The sequence below is a fragment of the Shewanella sp. MMG014 genome (assembly GCF_018100775.1).
In the GTDB taxonomy this organism is placed as follows: domain Bacteria; phylum Pseudomonadota; class Gammaproteobacteria; order Enterobacterales; family Shewanellaceae; genus Shewanella; species Shewanella japonica.
This window is the reverse complement of the sequence record NZ_JAGJDZ010000006.1, coordinates 169033-186505: the sequence shown is the minus strand read 5'-3', so window position 1 is coordinate 186505 and position 17473 is coordinate 169033. Positions and strand designations below refer to the sequence as shown.

General features: G+C 41.1%; 13 protein-coding genes. 3 read left to right on the top strand and 10 right to left on the bottom strand.

The window, feature by feature from the left end:
- Window positions 1-277 precede the first annotated feature (277 nt).
- Both J8L86_RS11755 and J8L86_RS11750 read left to right on the top strand, forming a co-directional pair.
- Window positions 278-1483 carry an aromatic amino acid transport family protein gene (locus J8L86_RS11755; RefSeq protein ID WP_080914913.1) on the top strand — a complete coding sequence of 402 codons (1206 nt, stop codon included), beginning with the start codon at window positions 278-280 and terminating at the stop codon, window positions 1481-1483.
- A 217-nt stretch (window positions 1484-1700) separates the two neighbouring features.
- Complete coding sequence (locus J8L86_RS11750; RefSeq protein ID WP_065109820.1) at window positions 1701-3857, top strand: S46 family peptidase; 2157 nt, start codon at window positions 1701-1703, stop codon at window positions 3855-3857.
- Between the two features lie 22 nt (window positions 3858-3879).
- Here J8L86_RS11750 and J8L86_RS11745 read toward each other — a convergent pair whose 3' ends face one another.
- The 7 genes from J8L86_RS11745 to J8L86_RS11715 form a co-directional block, all read right to left on the bottom strand.
- Entirely contained in the window at window positions 3880-4581 is a 702-nt protein-coding gene (locus J8L86_RS11745) for a 23S rRNA pseudouridine(2604) synthase RluF (RefSeq protein WP_065109821.1), read from the bottom strand.
- Between the two features lie 14 nt (window positions 4582-4595).
- Window positions 4596-5243, bottom strand: coding sequence for a hypothetical protein (locus tag J8L86_RS11740; RefSeq protein WP_082972416.1), 648 nt, complete (start codon window positions 5241-5243; stop codon window positions 4596-4598).
- 211 nt (window positions 5244-5454) lie between these two features.
- Window positions 5455-6783 carry a Na+/H+ antiporter NhaC family protein gene (locus tag J8L86_RS11735; protein ID WP_211030436.1) on the bottom strand — a complete coding sequence of 443 codons (1329 nt, stop codon included), beginning with the start codon at window positions 6781-6783 and terminating at the stop codon, window positions 5455-5457.
- A gap of 351 nt (window positions 6784-7134) precedes the next feature.
- Window positions 7135-10311, bottom strand: a complete 3177-nt coding sequence (gene putA, locus J8L86_RS11730) for a bifunctional proline dehydrogenase/L-glutamate gamma-semialdehyde dehydrogenase PutA (RefSeq protein ID WP_211030435.1) — start codon at window positions 10309-10311, stop codon at window positions 7135-7137.
- Between the two features lie 622 nt (window positions 10312-10933).
- Complete coding sequence (locus tag J8L86_RS11725) at window positions 10934-11497, bottom strand: TIGR04211 family SH3 domain-containing protein (protein WP_244899767.1); 564 nt, start codon at window positions 11495-11497, stop codon at window positions 10934-10936.
- Window positions 11498-11766: 269 nt separating this feature from the next.
- Window positions 11767-13035, bottom strand: coding sequence for an inorganic phosphate transporter (locus J8L86_RS11720; RefSeq protein ID WP_065109824.1), 1269 nt, complete (start codon window positions 13033-13035; stop codon window positions 11767-11769).
- Window positions 13036-13060: 25 nt separating this feature from the next.
- A complete protein-coding gene (locus tag J8L86_RS11715; RefSeq protein WP_055022631.1) occupies window positions 13061-13744 on the bottom strand; it encodes a TIGR00153 family protein in 684 nt (227 codons plus the stop codon).
- A gap of 224 nt (window positions 13745-13968) precedes the next feature.
- On the opposite strand from J8L86_RS11715, the gene J8L86_RS11710 reads away from it, so the two are divergent.
- A complete protein-coding gene (locus J8L86_RS11710) occupies window positions 13969-15450 on the top strand; it encodes a CYTH domain-containing protein (protein ID WP_211030434.1) in 1482 nt (493 codons plus the stop codon).
- 62 nt (window positions 15451-15512) lie between these two features.
- Here J8L86_RS11710 and J8L86_RS11705 read toward each other — a convergent pair whose 3' ends face one another.
- The 3 genes from J8L86_RS11705 to J8L86_RS11695 all read right to left on the bottom strand — a co-directional run bounded on the left by J8L86_RS11705 (window position 15513) and on the right by J8L86_RS11695 (window position 17472).
- Window positions 15513-16337 (bottom strand): ion transporter, encoded by an 825-nt coding sequence (locus J8L86_RS11705; protein WP_055022629.1) that lies wholly within the window; start codon window positions 16335-16337, stop codon window positions 15513-15515.
- A 124-nt stretch (window positions 16338-16461) separates the two neighbouring features.
- Window positions 16462-16785 carry a hypothetical protein gene (locus J8L86_RS11700; RefSeq protein ID WP_055022628.1) on the bottom strand — a complete coding sequence of 108 codons (324 nt, stop codon included), beginning with the start codon at window positions 16783-16785 and terminating at the stop codon, window positions 16462-16464.
- 30 nt (window positions 16786-16815) lie between these two features.
- Window positions 16816-17472 carry a hypothetical protein gene (locus J8L86_RS11695; RefSeq protein ID WP_055022627.1) on the bottom strand — a complete coding sequence of 219 codons (657 nt, stop codon included), beginning with the start codon at window positions 17470-17472 and terminating at the stop codon, window positions 16816-16818.
- Window position 17473 lies beyond the last annotated feature (1 nt).

Sequence of the window (17473 nt, the reverse complement as noted above, 5' to 3'; positions counted from 1 at the left end):
TCCTCTTAGTTGCTTCACTTATCTTCTTATGCCGATTTAGTGTAAATATTGATTGTAGCGGCGTAATGCTACGCCATTGCAATATTATTGCATTTAAGTTTTTAAATTAATGTTGCGTAATTGTTTATTAACAGGCTTGTAAGCCTTTATATAACTAAGTGTCTTGCTTGTTACAAGAAGCATCTGATACTGTCAAAACAGCTCGATGAAATGTTATACACACTTTCAATCTAGCCAAATAACGACCAATAAATAAAAATTAAACGGGACTCATGTTTTGAACTTAAAAATGCTTGGCTCAATAGCCATTGTTGCAGGTACTGCAATTGGGGGAGGAATGCTAGCGTTGCCGCTAGCGACTGCAGCATTAGGGATTATGCCTGCGATTATGTTACTGGTTGTCATTTGGGGATTATCGGCTTATACCTCTTTACTCATGCTTGAGATTAATTTACGCGCTGGTGTGGGTGATAATGTTCACGGCATAACGGGTAAAACCTTAGGCAAAGTGGGTCAGTTAATTCAAGGTGCTTCATTTTTAAGCCTGCTATTTGCTTTGACAATGGTGTATCTAATGGGCGGTTCTTCATTACTTGAAACCCGTTTAGAGCCGTTATTAGGTGTGGATTTAAATAACCAAGTCTCGGTATTGCTATTTACTTTAATCTTCGGTGGTTTTATTGCTATCGGCGTGACTTGGATTGATAAGGTTTCAAGAGTCTTATTCACCGCTATGGTGGTGTTGCTTGTACTTGTGGTTGCCTTTTTATTGCCAGAAGTGAATATTGTTGCTTCATTGACTAACTTCTCTGCCAATGTCGCAGAAGGCGATAAATTGGATCAACTGTGGTTAGCTGCCATACCTGTGGTATTTACCTCATTTGGTTTCCATGTGTGTATTGCAACGATCGTCAGATACCTAGATGGCGATGCGGTATCGTTACGTAAAATATTGCTGATTGGTTCTACAATACCGCTGTTTTGCTACATATTGTGGCTACTTGTGACGCTGGGTACTTTAGGTGGGGAAACCGTTCATGGTTTTGCTGGTTCTTTACCTGATCTCGTTAATGCGCTTCAAGGTGTTGCTCAGTCAGCTATCGTAAGTCAGTTTATCGACTTATTTGCTAACCTTGCGTTGATTACATCATTTTTGGGTGTGACCATGAGTTTGTTTGATTATGTGGCTGAATTAACTCGTGCAAGAGATGATAAAGCGGGCCGAGCTAAAACATGGTTAATCACGTTTGTTCCACCTTTGTTATGTGCGCTTTACTATCCTGATGGGTTCTTCCAAGTGTTGGGTTTTGCGGCTATACCGCTAGTTGTCATGATCATATTCTTGCCAATTGCAATGGCATTGAAGCAACGTAAAGCGCAAATGGGTGGCTATGAAGTCGCTGGTGGAAATCTTGCGCTGGGCGTAACAGGGCTCTTAGGTGTGATGATTGTGCTAGCGCAATTAATGGTCGCACTGGGCTAAAATGTAAACGTCAGTTAACGTTTTTTAGAAAGGAATGTAACTGAGTTTGTCTAAGGCTATTATTCCTTTGTTTCAATATGATAAAGTCAGGCTATATGCCTGACTTTTTTATTGGCCTAAAAGTAAGTTTAGTGGTCTGCTTTTGTTCATCTTTTTGCTATTAAATAGGTATAACAAACAACACACTCACTATTGTGAATCAAATGGAATTAACAACATGAAAAAATGGTTATTAAGTGCCGCAATCTTGGCATCTTTTTCTGCACAAGCTGATGAGGGGATGTGGCAACCTTATCAATTACCAGCAATGGCTGATGAACTTAAAGCAAAAGGGTTAGAAATTGATGCCAAATCGATCTCTAAGTTAACGGAATTTCCAATGAATGCTGTGATAAGCCTTGGTGGTTGTACAGCATCATTTGTGTCTCCTAAAGGCTTGGTTGTAACCAATCACCATTGTGCGTATGGCTCAATTCAATACAACTCTACCCCTGAAAAAAACCTGCTAAAAGAAGGCTTCTTAGCGAAAACTTACGCAGAGGAATTGCCAGCAACCCCTGGTTCACGAATTTATGTTACCGAGGCGGTAACTGATGTGACTGATAGAGTGAAATCAGGTCAAATGAATAAAGTCGGTAATGAGTTCTATAAAGGTATCGAGCAACAAGAAAAAGCATTAGTTGCTGAATGTGAAGCTGAAGATGGATATCGTTGTAAAGTTTATAGTTTCCATGGTGGTCTAGAGTATTACCTTGTGAAACAAATGGAAATTCGTGACGTTCGTTTAACCTATAATCCAGCGGGTAGTGTTGGTAAATATGGTGGTGATATCGATAATTGGATGTGGCCTCGCCACACGGGAGATTACTCTTTTTATCGTGCATACGTAGGTAAAGACGGTAAGCCTGCTGACTTTAGTAAGGATAACGTTCCATACGAGCCTAAAAGCTTTTTAAAAGTCTCTGCTAAAGGGGTTAGTGACGGTGATTTTGTAATGGTTGCTGGTTATCCAGGTCGCACTAATCGTTACCGCACAGCTAATGAAGTTGAGAACCAATTTGAATGGGCTTACCCAGAAGGGAAAGTTCTTCGTGAACGCCTAATTGAAATCATCAAAGAGACCGCGCCAGAAGGCAGTGATGAACGAATTAAGTATGAGAGTGCTATCGCTGGGTTAGCTAACTATGCGAAAAACTTTACCTCAATGATTGAGTTTTATGGCAAGTCGACCATGCTTGATGATCGTAAAGCGCTAGAGCTAAAACTGTCGCAGTGGATAAAAGCTGACAGTAAGCGTAAATCACAATATGGCGAAGTCTTAGCACAACTGGATAAGCTAATTAAGCAAAGCCAGCAACAGCAAGAGCGCGATTTAATCATGAGCTATATGGGTTACAGTTCAATGATGTCGACAGCTGAACGTTTATATCGCTTAGCGAACGAGAAAACGCTGGCTGATATGGATCGTGAACCTGGGTATCAAGAGCGAGATATGACTCGCTTTACTTCTGGTATGGAGCGTATTGAGCGTCGATATGCTGCCAGTGTTGATAAAGCGATGTTATTAGACTTAATGAGCCGTTACGCAGCATTACCTCAAGCTGATCGCTTACCTGCATTTGATAAAGCATTCGCTATTGGTAAAAGTGCCGATAACGCTAAATTGAGCAAGACCCTTGATAAGATGTATGCCAAAACTGAACTTTCAGATAAAGCGGTTCGATTGGCGTGGATGGATAAGTCTGTTGCTGAGTTTAAAAAGTCAAAAGATCCGTTTATTCAATATGCTGTTAGCACTTATGATGAAAGAATGAAGCAAGAAAAGGCACGTAAACAACTTGCTGGTGATTTAATGAAGGTGCGCCCTCAATATATGGATGCAATCATCGCGTACAATAAAGAGTTAGGTAAGCCAGTATATGCTGATGCTAACTCAAGTTTACGTGTGACTGTAGGTAATGTGAAAGGTTACAGCCCACAAGATGGACTAGTTGCAGTGCCATTTACTCGCTTAGAAGGTATCCTTGCTAAAGACACTGGTGCAGATCCGTTTGATGCGCCAGCTAAACAGCTTGAGCTAATCAAAAACAAACAATATGGCGATTACTACGTTAAATCGTTAGATTCTGTTCCGGTTAACTTCTTATCGACGCTTGACACCACAGGTGGTAACTCTGGCTCTCCAACACTAAATGGCCGTGCTGAATTAGTCGGTCTGTTATTTGATGGTGTGTATGAATCAATTATTGGCGACTGGGGCTACGACCCACAAACTAATCGCTCAATTCAAGTTGATAGCCGCTACATGCTATGGGTGATGAAGTACTTAGATAATGCTGAAAACTTATTGGAAGAGATGGAAATCGTTCATTAAGCAAGTCTTATTTAACAGGCATCTACAGCTTAAGTTGATGCCTTAATAAGCTAATTTCTGCGGCCTCTAATGGCCGCATTTGTTTTTCTGGCAAGTCTAATAATTCACAATTCATCATGCTTAATCTGATCAAATCAATGACAGTATAACCTAAGGCCTTAGCCATTCTTCGGATCTGACGATTCAGCCCTTGAGTCAGTGTGATTTTAAATTGGTTGCTCGAAACTGCTTCTACATCGCATGGTTTAGTGGTGACGTCTTTGTAGCTCACCCCATTTGCCATTTTTTCAATAAATTCAGCTGAAAAGTCTCGATCTACAGTAACCAAATACACTTTTTGATGCCCGTAGTCTGGGTGCATTAATTTATGGGTCAGCTCACCATCATTAGTCAGCAATAACAAACCACGGGAATCCTTATCCAATCGTCCTGCAGGATACAGTCTAGGGGCTGCTGGTAGAATATGAATTAGGCTGGAAGGTAAATCGGGTAATAAACGGCAATCAATACCAACCGGTTTATGGTACAACCAATATTGCTTGGTTTCGATGGGAGCGATAGGGGCGCCGTCTAATAAAATATTCGGATTGATAGCGTTGGCATTGACCCTATCAAGAGGGCTAGCTAATTGACCATTAAATGTCACTCTTCCTGCCGCAATGAGGCGCTGGGCCTGACGACGTGAACTGACGCCGCAATGAGCTAGATATTGTTCTAAACGCATGTTTACTGGCAAGGCTAGTTACTCGCAAAGGTCAGTGTAGAGAGCTGGCGTTGCTGAGTTTTTATCATTTTTCTCATAGTTAATCCAAGCAGTACACACCATAAAATATTGGCTTGAGTGAGCACCCACATAACCAGTGAGACCCAACAAATTTCGTGAGCCTTATGAGAACATGGGTCAAAATCCAATGTAGACCAATTCAGTAAATACATCAGTGCGACTGAAAAAATCAGGCCGATGATATTGAAAGCGAATAAGGATGCGGAAAGAGAGCTACTCTTGCGGAAATAATCAATAAAACAAAAGCTGTGTAGCACAAAGGTGCAAATCAAATATCCGGTAGAAAAGAACCGATGTTGTTCTAAAAAGTTGATCGGAAAGATACCAATTAACACAATGAGCACGCCTAATGTCGCCCCGGTTACGGTGATTGTGCGGCTATAAAAGTCCTCAAAAACATAATAGCGAGCTAACATAGATAGCATTAAGCAAGCGCCACCAATAACCAAGCCCATATTATAAACGATTGCTAAAGGAGAGGTCATATAATCGCCCAAGGTGTCTGCACGTATACTTAACGGACTGACGCCCAATCGTGCCACTTCAGCGATTAATGCGGTTCCAATTCCTAGTCCACTGATCACAGCCGTCGCTAACGACATGAAAATAATCATTAAATGAAGGTCGTAATGTTTATTTGATTCGATTGAACTAGACATGGGGCCATTGTTAACTAAATGTTTAACTCAGAATATCACTGTTTACGTGTTTTAATCAGCAAAAATAACGAAAAAAGCCTGATATTGCTCCAGCGTTGCGGCAGCGATATCAGGCTTTAAAGATGTATTGTTGACGTGTATTAGATAGTTTTGATTAAGCTCGCTTACGCAGAATTACAATAGTGATAGCAACAACGGCTAAGATCATGCAGTACCAAGCATTTGAAATTGCAGCAAGTGGACTAATGGCAAACGTCGATGCTATTAGTAGTGCTTGAGCGCCATGTGGAATTAAGCCTTGAATAATACAAGCAAAGATATCCAGTACACTTGCTGCACGTTTAGGCGCAACACCATGCTTTTGAGCAAGCTCTTTAGCAATATCACTGGCGACAACAATTGATACGGTATTGTTAGCAACACAGGTGTTGGTTGCTGCAACAATACTTGCCATCCCTAATTCTGCCGCGCGGGTTGAAGTGCCACCTTTCGCCTTTGAGAAACGTTTAATCAGTGCTTCGATTTTCTCGCTAACAAACTTCAAGCCACCTTGTTGTTGCATTAACGCAGCTAAACCACCAACTAACATTGAAAGAATGAAGATTTCTTGCATGTTAGTAAAACCAGCATAGATATCTTGACCGAACTGGATAACGCTGTAATCGGCGATAAACAGTCCAGTTGCACCAGCAAGCAATATACCGACAGTTAGCACGACGAAGACGTTTACGCCTGCGACAGCTAAAAATAAGATAGTTAAGTAAGGAATGACATTGATTAAGTCGATTTCTTGTGGCGCAACTTCTGCTTGTCCTTGGCCTGCAAAAGCAAATAAAACCAATGTAATTATCGATGCAGGCAAGGCAAAGATTAAGTTTTCACGGAACTTATCTTTCATCTCACAACCCTGAGTGCGAGTTGCAGCAATGGTAGTGTCCGAAATAATCGATAAGTTATCACCAAATAATGCGCCAGACATAACAGCACCCGCCATTAAGGCATAATCAATTTGGGCTTGGTCGGCAACGCCTAAAGCAATAGGTGCAACGGCGGCAATGGTGCCCATTGATGTACCCATTGCAGTTGCAATAAAGGCGGCGATAACAAAAAAGCCTGGTAGCAACATGCTAGATGGGATCATTGACAGCCCCAAAGCAACAGTTGCATCAACGCCGCCCGTTGCTTTTGCAACAGAGGCGAATGCGCCAGCAAGCAAATAAATAAGACACATTGCAATGATATTGCTATGGCCGATACCCGCAATAAAGGTATCAATAGATTGGTTTAGTTTCTGCTTAGAAAGCAGAAGCGCCAGAATAATCGCTGGTAAAATGGCGATTACACTTGGTAGTTGATAAAACGCAAAGTCTACACCTTGGCTTTGAAAGTAAACGCCCGCGCCAATAAATAATGCAAGAAAAGCAAATAGAGGCAATAAAGCAATAAAGGAGGCTGGGCTCGTTGTTGTTTGTTGTGTCGTCAAGGTTGTCTCTCTTATTGTTTATTTAGTGTCAAAAGTGCAGTGTTCTAGTCTTTCGAAGTTCAAAGCTACTTTAGCAAGCTCTGTATTAATAATCAGTATTATGATGACTTCTTAAGTTCTGGCAAGCATAGGAGATCTATAAATTAGTGTCAATCTAGACGTCTAGACTTCTTTGCTTCTCTGGTGACTTTTACATTGTTAATTATGTTTTGTTTAATTGGGTTAACAATTGAGTGCAAAAACTCAGCGTGGCGATGCTATTTTGAACATAAATTCGTAGGCAAAAAAAAGCTCGCACTGTGGCGAGCTTTAAATGAAGGCTTAGATAGTCAACCTTATCTTTGGATAAGGTTAATCCGCATCGCCTAAAGACAATAATGTCGCATTACCGCCAATGGCAGTAATGTTATTAGTACGTGTTTTCTCAGTGATAAAGCGAGTAAGGTAATGCGGTCCGCCTGCTTTAGGGCCAGTACCAGATAAACCTTGGCCACCAAAAGGTTGTACGCCGACGACAGCGCCAATCTGGTTACGGTTGATATACACATTACCCACATCAACTTTATCCGCTAAATTAAGTGCATGGCTTTCGTTACGGCTGTGGATCCCTAAGGTTAACCCAAACCCCGTGCTATTAATTTCATTAATTACCTCTGCAAGGTTGGCAGCCTTGTAACGTATAACGTGCAGTATTGGTCCAAAATGCTCTTTATCAAGCACTTTGATTGAATCAATTTCAACCGCTGTTGGTGCAACAAAGTAACCATTTTCTGTGCCTTCAGGAAGTTGATTTTTCTTAATCAATTTGCCCACTTGGCTGATATGATCAATATGCGCATTGAGGTTAGCTTGAGCTGTTGCATCAATCACAGGCCCTACATCGGTTTTAACTGAACTAGGGTTACCAATACTGAGCTCTTCCATTGCCCCTTGCATGACATCAAGCACACGGTCGGCAATATCTTCTTGTAAGAACAGCACTCGTAACGCTGAGCATCGTTGTCCAGCACTCGTAAATGATGAAGCAACAACATCAGCAACCACTTGCTCAGCCTGTGAAGTAGAATCGACAATCATGGCATTTTGGCCACCAGTTTCAGCAATTAATGGAATAATTGCGCCTTCACGATTTGCTAAAGTACGATTAATTAATTTTGCAGTGCCTGTTGACCCTGTAAAACACACACCACCAATACGTTCATCAGAGGTAATTGCTGCGCCTACCGTTGCACCTGTACCCGGTAAGAATTGTAAAACATCAGTTGGAATACCCGCTTCGTGAGCCAGTTGAACTGCGCGATAGCCGACAATTGATGTTTGTTCAGCTGGTTTTGCAACTACAGTGTTACCTACAGCAAGTGCTGCTGTTACTTGGCCTAAGAAAATCGCTAAAGGGAAGTTCCATGGGCTAATACAAACAAAAATCCCACGTCCTTGAATGAATAACTCATTTAGCTCACCCGTTGGGCCTGGGAGTAGTTCTGGTTTTGCCATCATTTTTTTAGCTTGAATGGCGTAGTAGCGACAAAAATCGACGGCTTCACGGACTTCATCAATCCCGTCTTGAATACTTTTTCCCGCTTCGCGGGTACAAAGTGCGATTAACTCTTCTCGATTTTCTTCGAGCAAATCCGCCAGTTTTTGAAGAGCGTTGGCACGTTCTTCAACTGGAGTGTGGCTCCAGCTGTGGAACGATGCTTGAGCAGAGCTTAGTGCTAATTCAACGGCTTGGTTATTTGCAAAGGCCACTTTACCAACAGCTTGGTTAGTATCAAAAGGACTGACAACATTAATCGTTTCACCCGTTAGCGTCTCGCCATTAACTAATGGGCCAGCTTGCCATTGAGTTTGGCTAAATTTTTCAATTCCTGCGAAAAATGGCTCGGATTCGGAGATGATATTCATGTTGAGTCCTTTAGAGTTTTTACGTTCTTCGCCGAAGATATCTTCCGGCAAGACGATTTTATTATTGGCTAAAGTTTTATAGGATTTGAGTGTGATAACAGGGTGAACCACTAAGCTGTCAATAGGGGTTTTAGGGTCAACTAATTTATGCACAAAAGAAGTGTTGGCACCATTTTCAAGTAGTCTTCTGACTAAGTATGGTAAGAGATCTTTATGCGCACCGATCGGTGCATAAATTCTGACAGCTTTAGCGCCAGCTTCAGCAAGCATGGTGTCATAAAGCTCTTCGCCCATGCCATGTAAACGCTGATATTCATAGTTTCTATCACCGGCCATCGCACTGATACTGGCAACAGTTTGTGCATTATGAGTGGCAAACTGTGGGTAAATAGCCCCACGAGTGGCTTCTGACAATAAGTATCTTGCACAGGCAAGGTATGACACATCAGTACCTGCTTTACGGGTGAATAGTGGGTAACCGCCATCGCCTGCTTGTTGAGCCCATTTTAATTCACTATCCCAGTAAGCGCCTTTTACTAGACGTAATGGGATTTCATCTCCTTGCTCACGAGAAAGCTTCGTCAACCAACATAGAACGGGCAGAGCACGCTTAGAGTAAGCTTGGACGACAATACCTAATAATCCCCATCCTTTAATTTCTTCAGCGTTATACAGCTTTTTAAATAGCTTTAACGATAACTCTAAGCGATCCATTTCTTCTGCATCGATAGAAATACCGATATTTAGCTCACGCGCTTGAACACAAAGTTTAATCACAGTGTCATAAAGCTCGCTTAATACTCTATCCTCGTTGGCGACTTCATATCGCGGATGAAGAGCTGAAAGCTTGATCGAAATAGTCGGTAAAGGTGTATTTGATTCTTCATATGACTGAGCGCCTAATTGACGAATGGCATTGCTGTAGTCGAGATAATATTTTTGTGCATCTTTAGCTGTGAATGCGGCTTCACCTAACATGTCGTAGCTGTGGGTATAGCCTTGTTGACGTTTAGCTGTGCTGTTTTTAAGGCCCTCTTGAACGGTTTGCCCTAAAACAAATTGCTTACCCATGATTTTCATTGCGGCATTCATGGCTTGACGAATAACAGGTTCACCTGCGCGATTGATGAGTCGATTTAATAAACTGCTTGGCTTACCATCAATATTCTTATCGAGCTTAACGATTTTACCTGTAAGCATTAATCCCCAGGTGGATGCATTGACTAACAATGAATCGCTTTTCTTAAGGTGTAAATCCCACTTAGCACCAGAAAGCTTATCTTCAATTAACGCATCGGCAGTCGCCGCATCAGGAATACGTAACAGTGCTTCAGCAAGACACATTAAAATAATGCCTTCTTGTGTTTCTAAACTGTATTGCTGCAAAAAGGCATCAATGCCTACCATTAAGCCTTTCTTTTCGTACTGACGAACTTTAGTGACTAATTCATGGGCTCGATTCGTCACTTGTTTAATATCGGTGTCAGATGACGGTACTAACTTCAAGAGTTCAGTAAGATATTGCTCTTCATCAACGATGTAATTATTTGTTATGGCTGAGAATAGCTCATCTAGGCTGGCATTGTCGTAATGGCCGTTTAGTACTTCACTAGCTTTAAACATAATTTTCATTCCGTCTTTAGCTGTTTACTACCTGATGTAAACAAGTTGTTTTATTATGATATTTTTTATTTTGTATACAATGTACGAAAATCGAGGCGATTATAATATTAAAATGTGACATTGAGCAATGTTTGCAAAGAAATGTGATTGTAAATAAAAGTGTCGACTGTTTTATGCTCAATAATTCGGATGATAATGGCTAAGATCCCATCAACATTTTTAGGTAAATGCATCAGAGTTGAGTTCATTGAGGCCTGCTAAAACACCTTAAAAGACAATCAATTACTTTGCGCTGCAAAATATCAAAGCTCGTTTCTTTACGGCTTTTTAGCGTGTTAGTTACTATCACCCGATAGCATGTTTTGGTACAGGGGACTTTGGTCGTACAACCCGCTGAACAGGATCAATGGTAGTGAAATGTAAGGTGGAAAGTTTCAAGATAACTATTTTTTAATAGAAATTTGTCAGAGGCAAGCTGGAGACAATAAGCAATACAAAAGTCTCATGCTGTCTACAAATAAAAAAACCAGTGCAAGCACTGGTTTAATCGTTGATTGAATCTAGTTGGGCATCTTGTCGTAATACAAGCCTGGAGCAATAGATTTCATTTAGCCGTTAAAACTTACATCCAGCGGCTTTTTTGTTTGCGTTGTGGTCTTGGCAAGTAAACCAAGATAATACCAATCAAGGCGCCTAAACCGGCAATCATTGCACCTTGCTGCCACATCTTTGACTGGGCGTTATCTTTGATTGATTGCAGTTGTTGATTACTGCTATCACGCTCATTTGTCACTCTTGATAATTCAGACTGTAAAGAAGCAATCTGATTGTTAGCTGATGTCAGCTCCTGAGCAACAGACTCTGAACTTTGATCAAGTTGAGATAAGGTGGTTTTAGTTTTTGCTAACTCAGCTTCTAGTAGCGGTAAGCGATTTCGTAAACTCGTTCCTGTTTCAATTAAATCAGACTTTACCCAGCCTTCACGATTTTTATGATCACGAATTTTACTGTATTCATTTTGAGTTTCATTTAATAAGGTAATCGTTTGACCAGCCTCAATGCTGCCTAAAATACGATATTGGGTACCTGGACCACCGTGGATGTAAATAAACACATCGTCAGTAATGTAATGCGTCTGAGCCATTAAACCTTTTGAGAGCAGTAGCAAAGCTACTATTGTAAGCATTCTGAACACGTTATTTTTCCATACCATTAGAACTATCCGTCATGCTATTTATTTACTGTCTTGATTGCAAGGAAGAACCGCAAAGTCTTATTTAAATAAGCGGGATTACTGATTTTTTGACGACTTTTACGTGAAAATTGCTGCAAAAGTGTCATCAATTAATAACTGGGTGGATTTTTTTATGCTCCATAATCTGTTCGGTTTGTTTTAGGCAATAAAAAAGCCAGTCACAAGGACTGGCTTTATTTTGGCTATCTATCTCAGCAATCTTAGCTGAATACACCTTTGATGGTGAAGAAGAACAAGATAGATAATGCAGCGCCGGCTGGTAACGTTACTACCCAAGAAATAACGATGTTACGAACTACACCGATATTAATTGCAGCAATACCACGTGCCATACCCACACCTAATACCGCACCAACTAATGTTTGAGTTGTTGAAATGGGTAAACCAGTACCAGAAGCAATTACCACGGTTGATGCAGCAGCTAATTCAGCGGCAAAACCACGGCTTGGAGTCAGATGAGTAATGTTTTTACCAATGGTCTGCATGACACGCTTACCAAAGATAGCTAGACCCATTACGATACCGATAGCACCTAGAGGAAGAATCCACCATGCAAGTGCTGCTTTCGATTCAATTGCACCGCCACTGTTAACAACAGATACAACTGCAGCTAATGGGCCAATTGCGTTAGCAACGTCATTTGAACCATGAGCAAACGCCATACAACATGCTGTAACAACCATTAAGATTGCGAAGACTTTTTCAACGTTTGCATATTCAGTTTGACGATTAATATCAGTGCTCATGTTTAAGCGAGCAATAGCGACTTTACCGAAAATACCAACACCAATAGCAACAGCAATTGCTAAGCCGTACGCTTCAACGGTTGAGAAGTGTAGACCAACATGTTTTAGACCTTTAGTAATGGTAACAAGTGACATAACGAAGCCAGCAAGTGCCATATAGAAAGGAACGTAACGTCTTGCATTAGCTAAAGGGTCGTCAGTATTAAAAATTAACTTTTGAACACTTTGGAAAATCATGAAAGCAATAAAGCCGGAAATCGCAGGTGTGACCACCCATGAACCGATAATGCCAACAACTTTACCCCATTCAACCGCTTCAGTACCTACACCTACTGCAGCGAAACCAACAATCGCACCAACAATTGAGTGAGTTGTTGATACTGGCCAGCCTAATGCTGATGCCGCAACTAACCATAGACCCGCAGCGAGTAGTGCGCCGATCATGCCGTAAACCAGAAGTTCTGGTGAATCGACAAAGAAGCTAGCGTCAATAATCCCTTTACGGATAGTACTGGTAACTTCGCCACCGGCTAAGTAAGCCCCAGCGAACTCGAAGATCATTGCAATAATAATTGCTTGTTTGATTGTGATGGCGTTGGAACCTACTGAGGTACCCATAGCATTAGCAACGTCATTCGCGCCAATACCCCATGCCATCAAAAATCCAAATACAGCCGCAATACCAATTAGCATTGGGCCATTGGTGACTAATACATCAACCATGTTGTTTCCTTGATAACTTTTTTAGTTATGAACTGCGAGCTAACATTAGCTCTAGGCGAGAGCCTACACGCTCAGCTAGATCAGCTAAGCCTCCAACCCATTCAATGATCTTGTACATAAACATGACATCGACAGGATTCAAATCTGCTTCCAAGCTTAGTAGTAAACGACGTACTTGGATCTGCAAATCATCAGAATCAGCTTCAATTAGATCTAATTCATTGATCATCTTGGCTACTAATTCGACTTCACGACCACGGAAACCTGTTTCAAGAAGGTCATCGAGTTCGTTAATTGCTTGCTTAGCAAGAGAGACAGCATCTAAACAACGTTTGAGGTAAGCATTAAACGGTGCTTGAACTGGTTGAGGGAACACTAATTGGCGACCGATAATACGGCCTGAGATGTCTTTAGCTTTGTTGGCAATTTTGTCTTGCTGAGTTAACAACTCAAGCAAGTCAGTACGCTCAACTGGCATAAACAACCCACTAGGAAGGGTGAGACGGATTTCACGCTTTAGCGCGTCAGCGTCATTTTCTAATAAGCTAATTTGCTTACGAACACTTACAGCTTTATCCCAATCTCCAGCAGTGGTTGCTTCAAAGAATGGTACGAGTAAAGATGCACATTCATGCACTTTATCTATATGCTGTTCTAATGGTTTAAGGGGTGATTTTGCAAACACACCTAAAATAGAGTTTACTGGCATTGCGGTTAACCTATTTAATGATTCCAATGTTGGAAAAACGGGCGCATGTTACCTCAAGCGTCCGCATAATGAAACTGTGTTTTTAATTTAATCTACAGTTAATACGGCTCAGTATATAGAACTGAGTTGCGCAATCCTAAGGGATTTTTATGACAGAAATGTGACATTGTGAATTTATTATGACGCATTGATGAAGATTTAATGACAAGATGAGTAGAAAGTCAATGGACGCAGAGATTGAACTTAAGCTGTTTATGCAGTCGCAACACAATGATTTGCTTGTTAAATTACTTAACGGAATGAGTGATTCAACACCACAAAATATCACAAGTTTAACAAATAAATATTTTGATACAGCCAAGTTACAACTTCGCAGCTGGAAAATGGGCTTGCGTATCAGAAAGGGTGAAAATTTCACCGAGCAAACCATTAAAACAGCTGGAACAGTTTCGGGGGGGATTCACTCTCGACCTGAATATAATGTGCCGATTTCCCAAGATACACCCGAGTTGGCGCTTTTTCCGAAAGAAGTATGGCCTCAAGAAGCGGATATTGATGCGCTACAAACTGAGTTAACCTGCGTATTTGAAACGAACTTTACCCGTCAGGCATGGCACATATACATTGAAGGCAGTTTAGTTGAAGTGGCGTTTGATGTTGGAAAAGTGATCGCAAATGGTGAGGTTGATCCGATTTGCGAGATTGAGTTTGAATTACTGGCTGGAGAGACATCGGCGTTACTGCACCTTGCAATTGAAGTTGCTAAGCATATACCTGTCCGTTTAGGTAAGGCGAGTAAAGCGCAACGCGGCTATCATTTAGCAGGACACTTACCTGCCATAGCACTAGAACAGATTGATTATATTTGTTTGCCTACTGATAAAAGCTTATCTAAAACATTAGAGGTGTTACTTGAAACTGGTATTGAGCGCTGGCAGGTTATAGAAGCCTTACTTATTGATACTAATGATATTGTTCAACAAGCAAAATTATGGAGTCAGCTCAGAGCATGTGTCAGGTTATTAAGATTAACCTTGATGCAATTTGGCTTACTTAATAGCGATGTATTAACCCACTTTGATGTGATTGAACAAAAATTACAATTTATCGAGCCACTGCAGAGTTTGAGCTTATTACTCGATGAGCCACAAAAGTTGCTGGGCAAACGCATCGATAAAACTCAAATCATTCCACTCGCGCAGCAAAGCGTCAATGAATTGGTTTTAAACCAACGATTAAGCTGTTTATGGCAACTGCCAGAATACGGTCAATTACAATTGGCACTGGTTGAGTTGTTACTAAAAACCGCGAATGGGAGCCACCAATTAGTTGATTATCCCGAATTAGGTTTATTTGCTAATCATCTTCAGCAGGACTCTTGGCAAAAAATTGTTGATTTAATGCCAATATCTGCGGCAATGGACAGTTTAGATTATCAACAAGTCGCACAAGGGTTAGATGAAAGTATTTTGGTCGGTTTTGCTTATGGCGAGCTGTACCAATCTGATGATCGAGAAGCATTTAGAGCGCCATGGCAAGATCTGGCATTAGGTATTCAAACGTTAGGTTGCTATCAGCTTTTAGCTAAATTAACTGAGCAAAGTGAAGTGGATATTAGCGATTGGCTTCAAGACAAAGAAGCCAGTTTACTCTTTGCAATGGAGCACTCACGTAAAAGCGCGCTTAATAATCAGCCTTATTGGTAAGCATTGGATTAGCGCCCCCAAAAAAACCTATCATTACGATAGGTTTTTTTATGTCACTTGCGCTATTCACGAGTCTTGTTTTGTTGATTAAGTTCTTCCCGTAATCGAGTGATTTCAGCTAACATGACTTGCTGGTTTTGCTCCATTTGCTGCTGATTTTCTTCCATTCTCAATAAGGCTTTTTCAAGTTCAAATTTAATTTCTTTCTTATTATTCTCGCTTCGTTCATGGTCATCTGGTGCGACAAAGACTGAGGCCATGTAGCCCGATATCACACCAAAAAAACTTACGCCGCTCATAATAACAAGGGCGCCAACGACATGTCCCACAGTGCTTACAGGGTAGTAATCTCCATATCCCACGGTTGAAATGGTAACCAAGGTCCACCAAATGGCTTGTTCAGCGGTTTCTATATTGGCGCCTTCTGTACCTGCTTCAACTAATAAGATGACAATAGAGGCAGTAGTTAAAATGAAGACCATTGCTAACAACAAGCTTGCTAAAGTGGTTTGTTTACGTTGTCTAATCAGTGGAATAATTAAGGTGCGACTAACACGTATTAAGCGTATAACCCGAAGAATTTGGAATACACGCGCAATACGCAGTGCTTCAATGGCGGGAATACTGGCAACGAAGTCAATCCAATGATGTTGAAGATAGAATTTTTTGTTGTTGGCTTTTATGAGACCGTAAAAAAAACGCGACATAAAAATCATACAAATACTGAGATCGATAAACAGTAATAGCCTGCGTGTTTCTGCGTCAACGTTTCCAAATGTCAGGATTAGCACCACGATGACAGAGAACAGCGACAGGATCATCATAGCTAAGTCAAAAGGGCTCGGGCCATTTAATGCTTTTAGTGACCAACGTTTTTTTTCGATCATAGTAAAATCCGTTTTGAGAATATTGCGTTGTGGTGATGCTAACAATGTAACCTTTTAGAGACAATCTAAAGGTATAAAAAAACACGCCAAAGGGCGTGTTTTGCATTTAGCTTGGTTGTAGTGCTTATTCATCAACAAATTGAACTAAATCATCTAGCACACGTTTTTTGATTTCTAGCTGAGCATCAGCTTCTAAACCATATCTGTGTGCCAAAATTGCATAGTCATCTTGGCTTAATGACACTGTTAACCTTGGACGCTTAGGGCGTTTAGTCACTTCCAAGCCTAGGATTGAGCGAATTTGATCTGAAGGGCTAACACCTGCATCTAGCGCTGCTTTACGAATTAAGTATTGAAACTTTTCATCGAGGTCAAAAGCCACTTGTGTCGCTTTTGCTGCTTGCTGATTTTTAATCCATGTATCTGGTAATGATTTACCTTTACTCATGTCAGGTGTTACTCCTTTATACTGCCAGTGTTAACTCGCTGGCCAAAACTCACGAATGTCAGTTACTGGGCGGTACAGTGTTAACATGACATCGGTATCGCCACCTTCGTAGACCTCAATATCGACAGCCTGAGAATCTTCATTATTGACTAAAGAATAGCTTTCAAAGGCATTTCCGCGGTGTTGGCTGCTATCATCTTGAGGTGGTTTTTGGCCACGATAATCTTCACGGTGGAAGTATCCAAAACAACCAAACTCTACTTGATGGTATGCGCTAGCAAGCCAACGTCCGTATTCGCTATCTAACTCATTCGACAATGAAAGTGTCGTGAGCTCTGCATTGCCCGGTTCTTCAAATATTTGGCTAAACTGCTCCAAGTCAAACAGCTGCTCTACCACCGCTCGGTTTACTTTGATTGAAAAACTCAAGTAAGCCTCATCTTCTTGATGATACGAGAGATAAATTGCAGTACCGCTGTGGCCTCTAAGTAACCACTCACATTGCTGAGAGCGTTCATACTCATAAGTATGGACTTCTTCAACTTTAAGCTGCTGCCCACGTAGTTGCTCAGGTAAAGCAAAGCTATCATCAAGGGAGATCATATCTCCCTTGAGTAGCTTGTTCACATGGTCAAGCTGACGTTTTGGGGCTTCTTTCTTGCCGAAAAGGCCACTTAGAAATCCCATA

Bases quoted from the DNA above. Each gene is read 5' to 3' on its own strand.
- J8L86_RS11705 (WP_055022629.1), bottom strand. From the start codon at position 16,337: ATGATCGAAAAAAAACGTTGGTCACTAAAAGCATTAAATGGCCCGAGC.
- J8L86_RS11715 (WP_055022631.1), bottom strand. From the start codon at position 13,744: ATGCCAGTAAACTCTATTTTAGGTGTGTTTGCAAAATCACCCCTTAAA.
- J8L86_RS11710 (WP_211030434.1), top strand. From the start codon at position 13,969: ATGGACGCAGAGATTGAACTTAAGCTGTTTATGCAGTCGCAACACAAT.
- J8L86_RS11745 (WP_065109821.1), bottom strand. From the start codon at position 4,581: ATGCGTTTAGAACAATATCTAGCTCATTGCGGCGTCAGTTCACGTCGT.
- J8L86_RS11720 (WP_065109824.1), bottom strand. From the start codon at position 13,035: ATGGTTGATGTATTAGTCACCAATGGCCCAATGCTAATTGGTATTGCG.
- putA (WP_211030435.1), bottom strand. From the start codon at position 10,311: ATGTTTAAAGCTAGTGAAGTACTAAACGGCCATTACGACAATGCCAGC.
- J8L86_RS11750 (WP_065109820.1), top strand. From the start codon at position 1,701: ATGAAAAAATGGTTATTAAGTGCCGCAATCTTGGCATCTTTTTCTGCA.
- J8L86_RS11695 (WP_055022627.1), bottom strand. From the start codon at position 17,472: ATGGGATTTCTAAGTGGCCTTTTCGGCAAGAAAGAAGCCCCAAAACGT.
- J8L86_RS11725 (WP_244899767.1), bottom strand. From the start codon at position 11,497: ATGCTTACAATAGTAGCTTTGCTACTGCTCTCAAAAGGTTTAATGGCT.
- J8L86_RS11740 (WP_082972416.1), bottom strand. From the start codon at position 5,243: ATGTCGTTAGCGACGGCTGTGATCAGTGGACTAGGAATTGGAACCGCA.
- J8L86_RS11700 (WP_055022628.1), bottom strand. From the start codon at position 16,785: ATGAGTAAAGGTAAATCATTACCAGATACATGGATTAAAAATCAGCAA.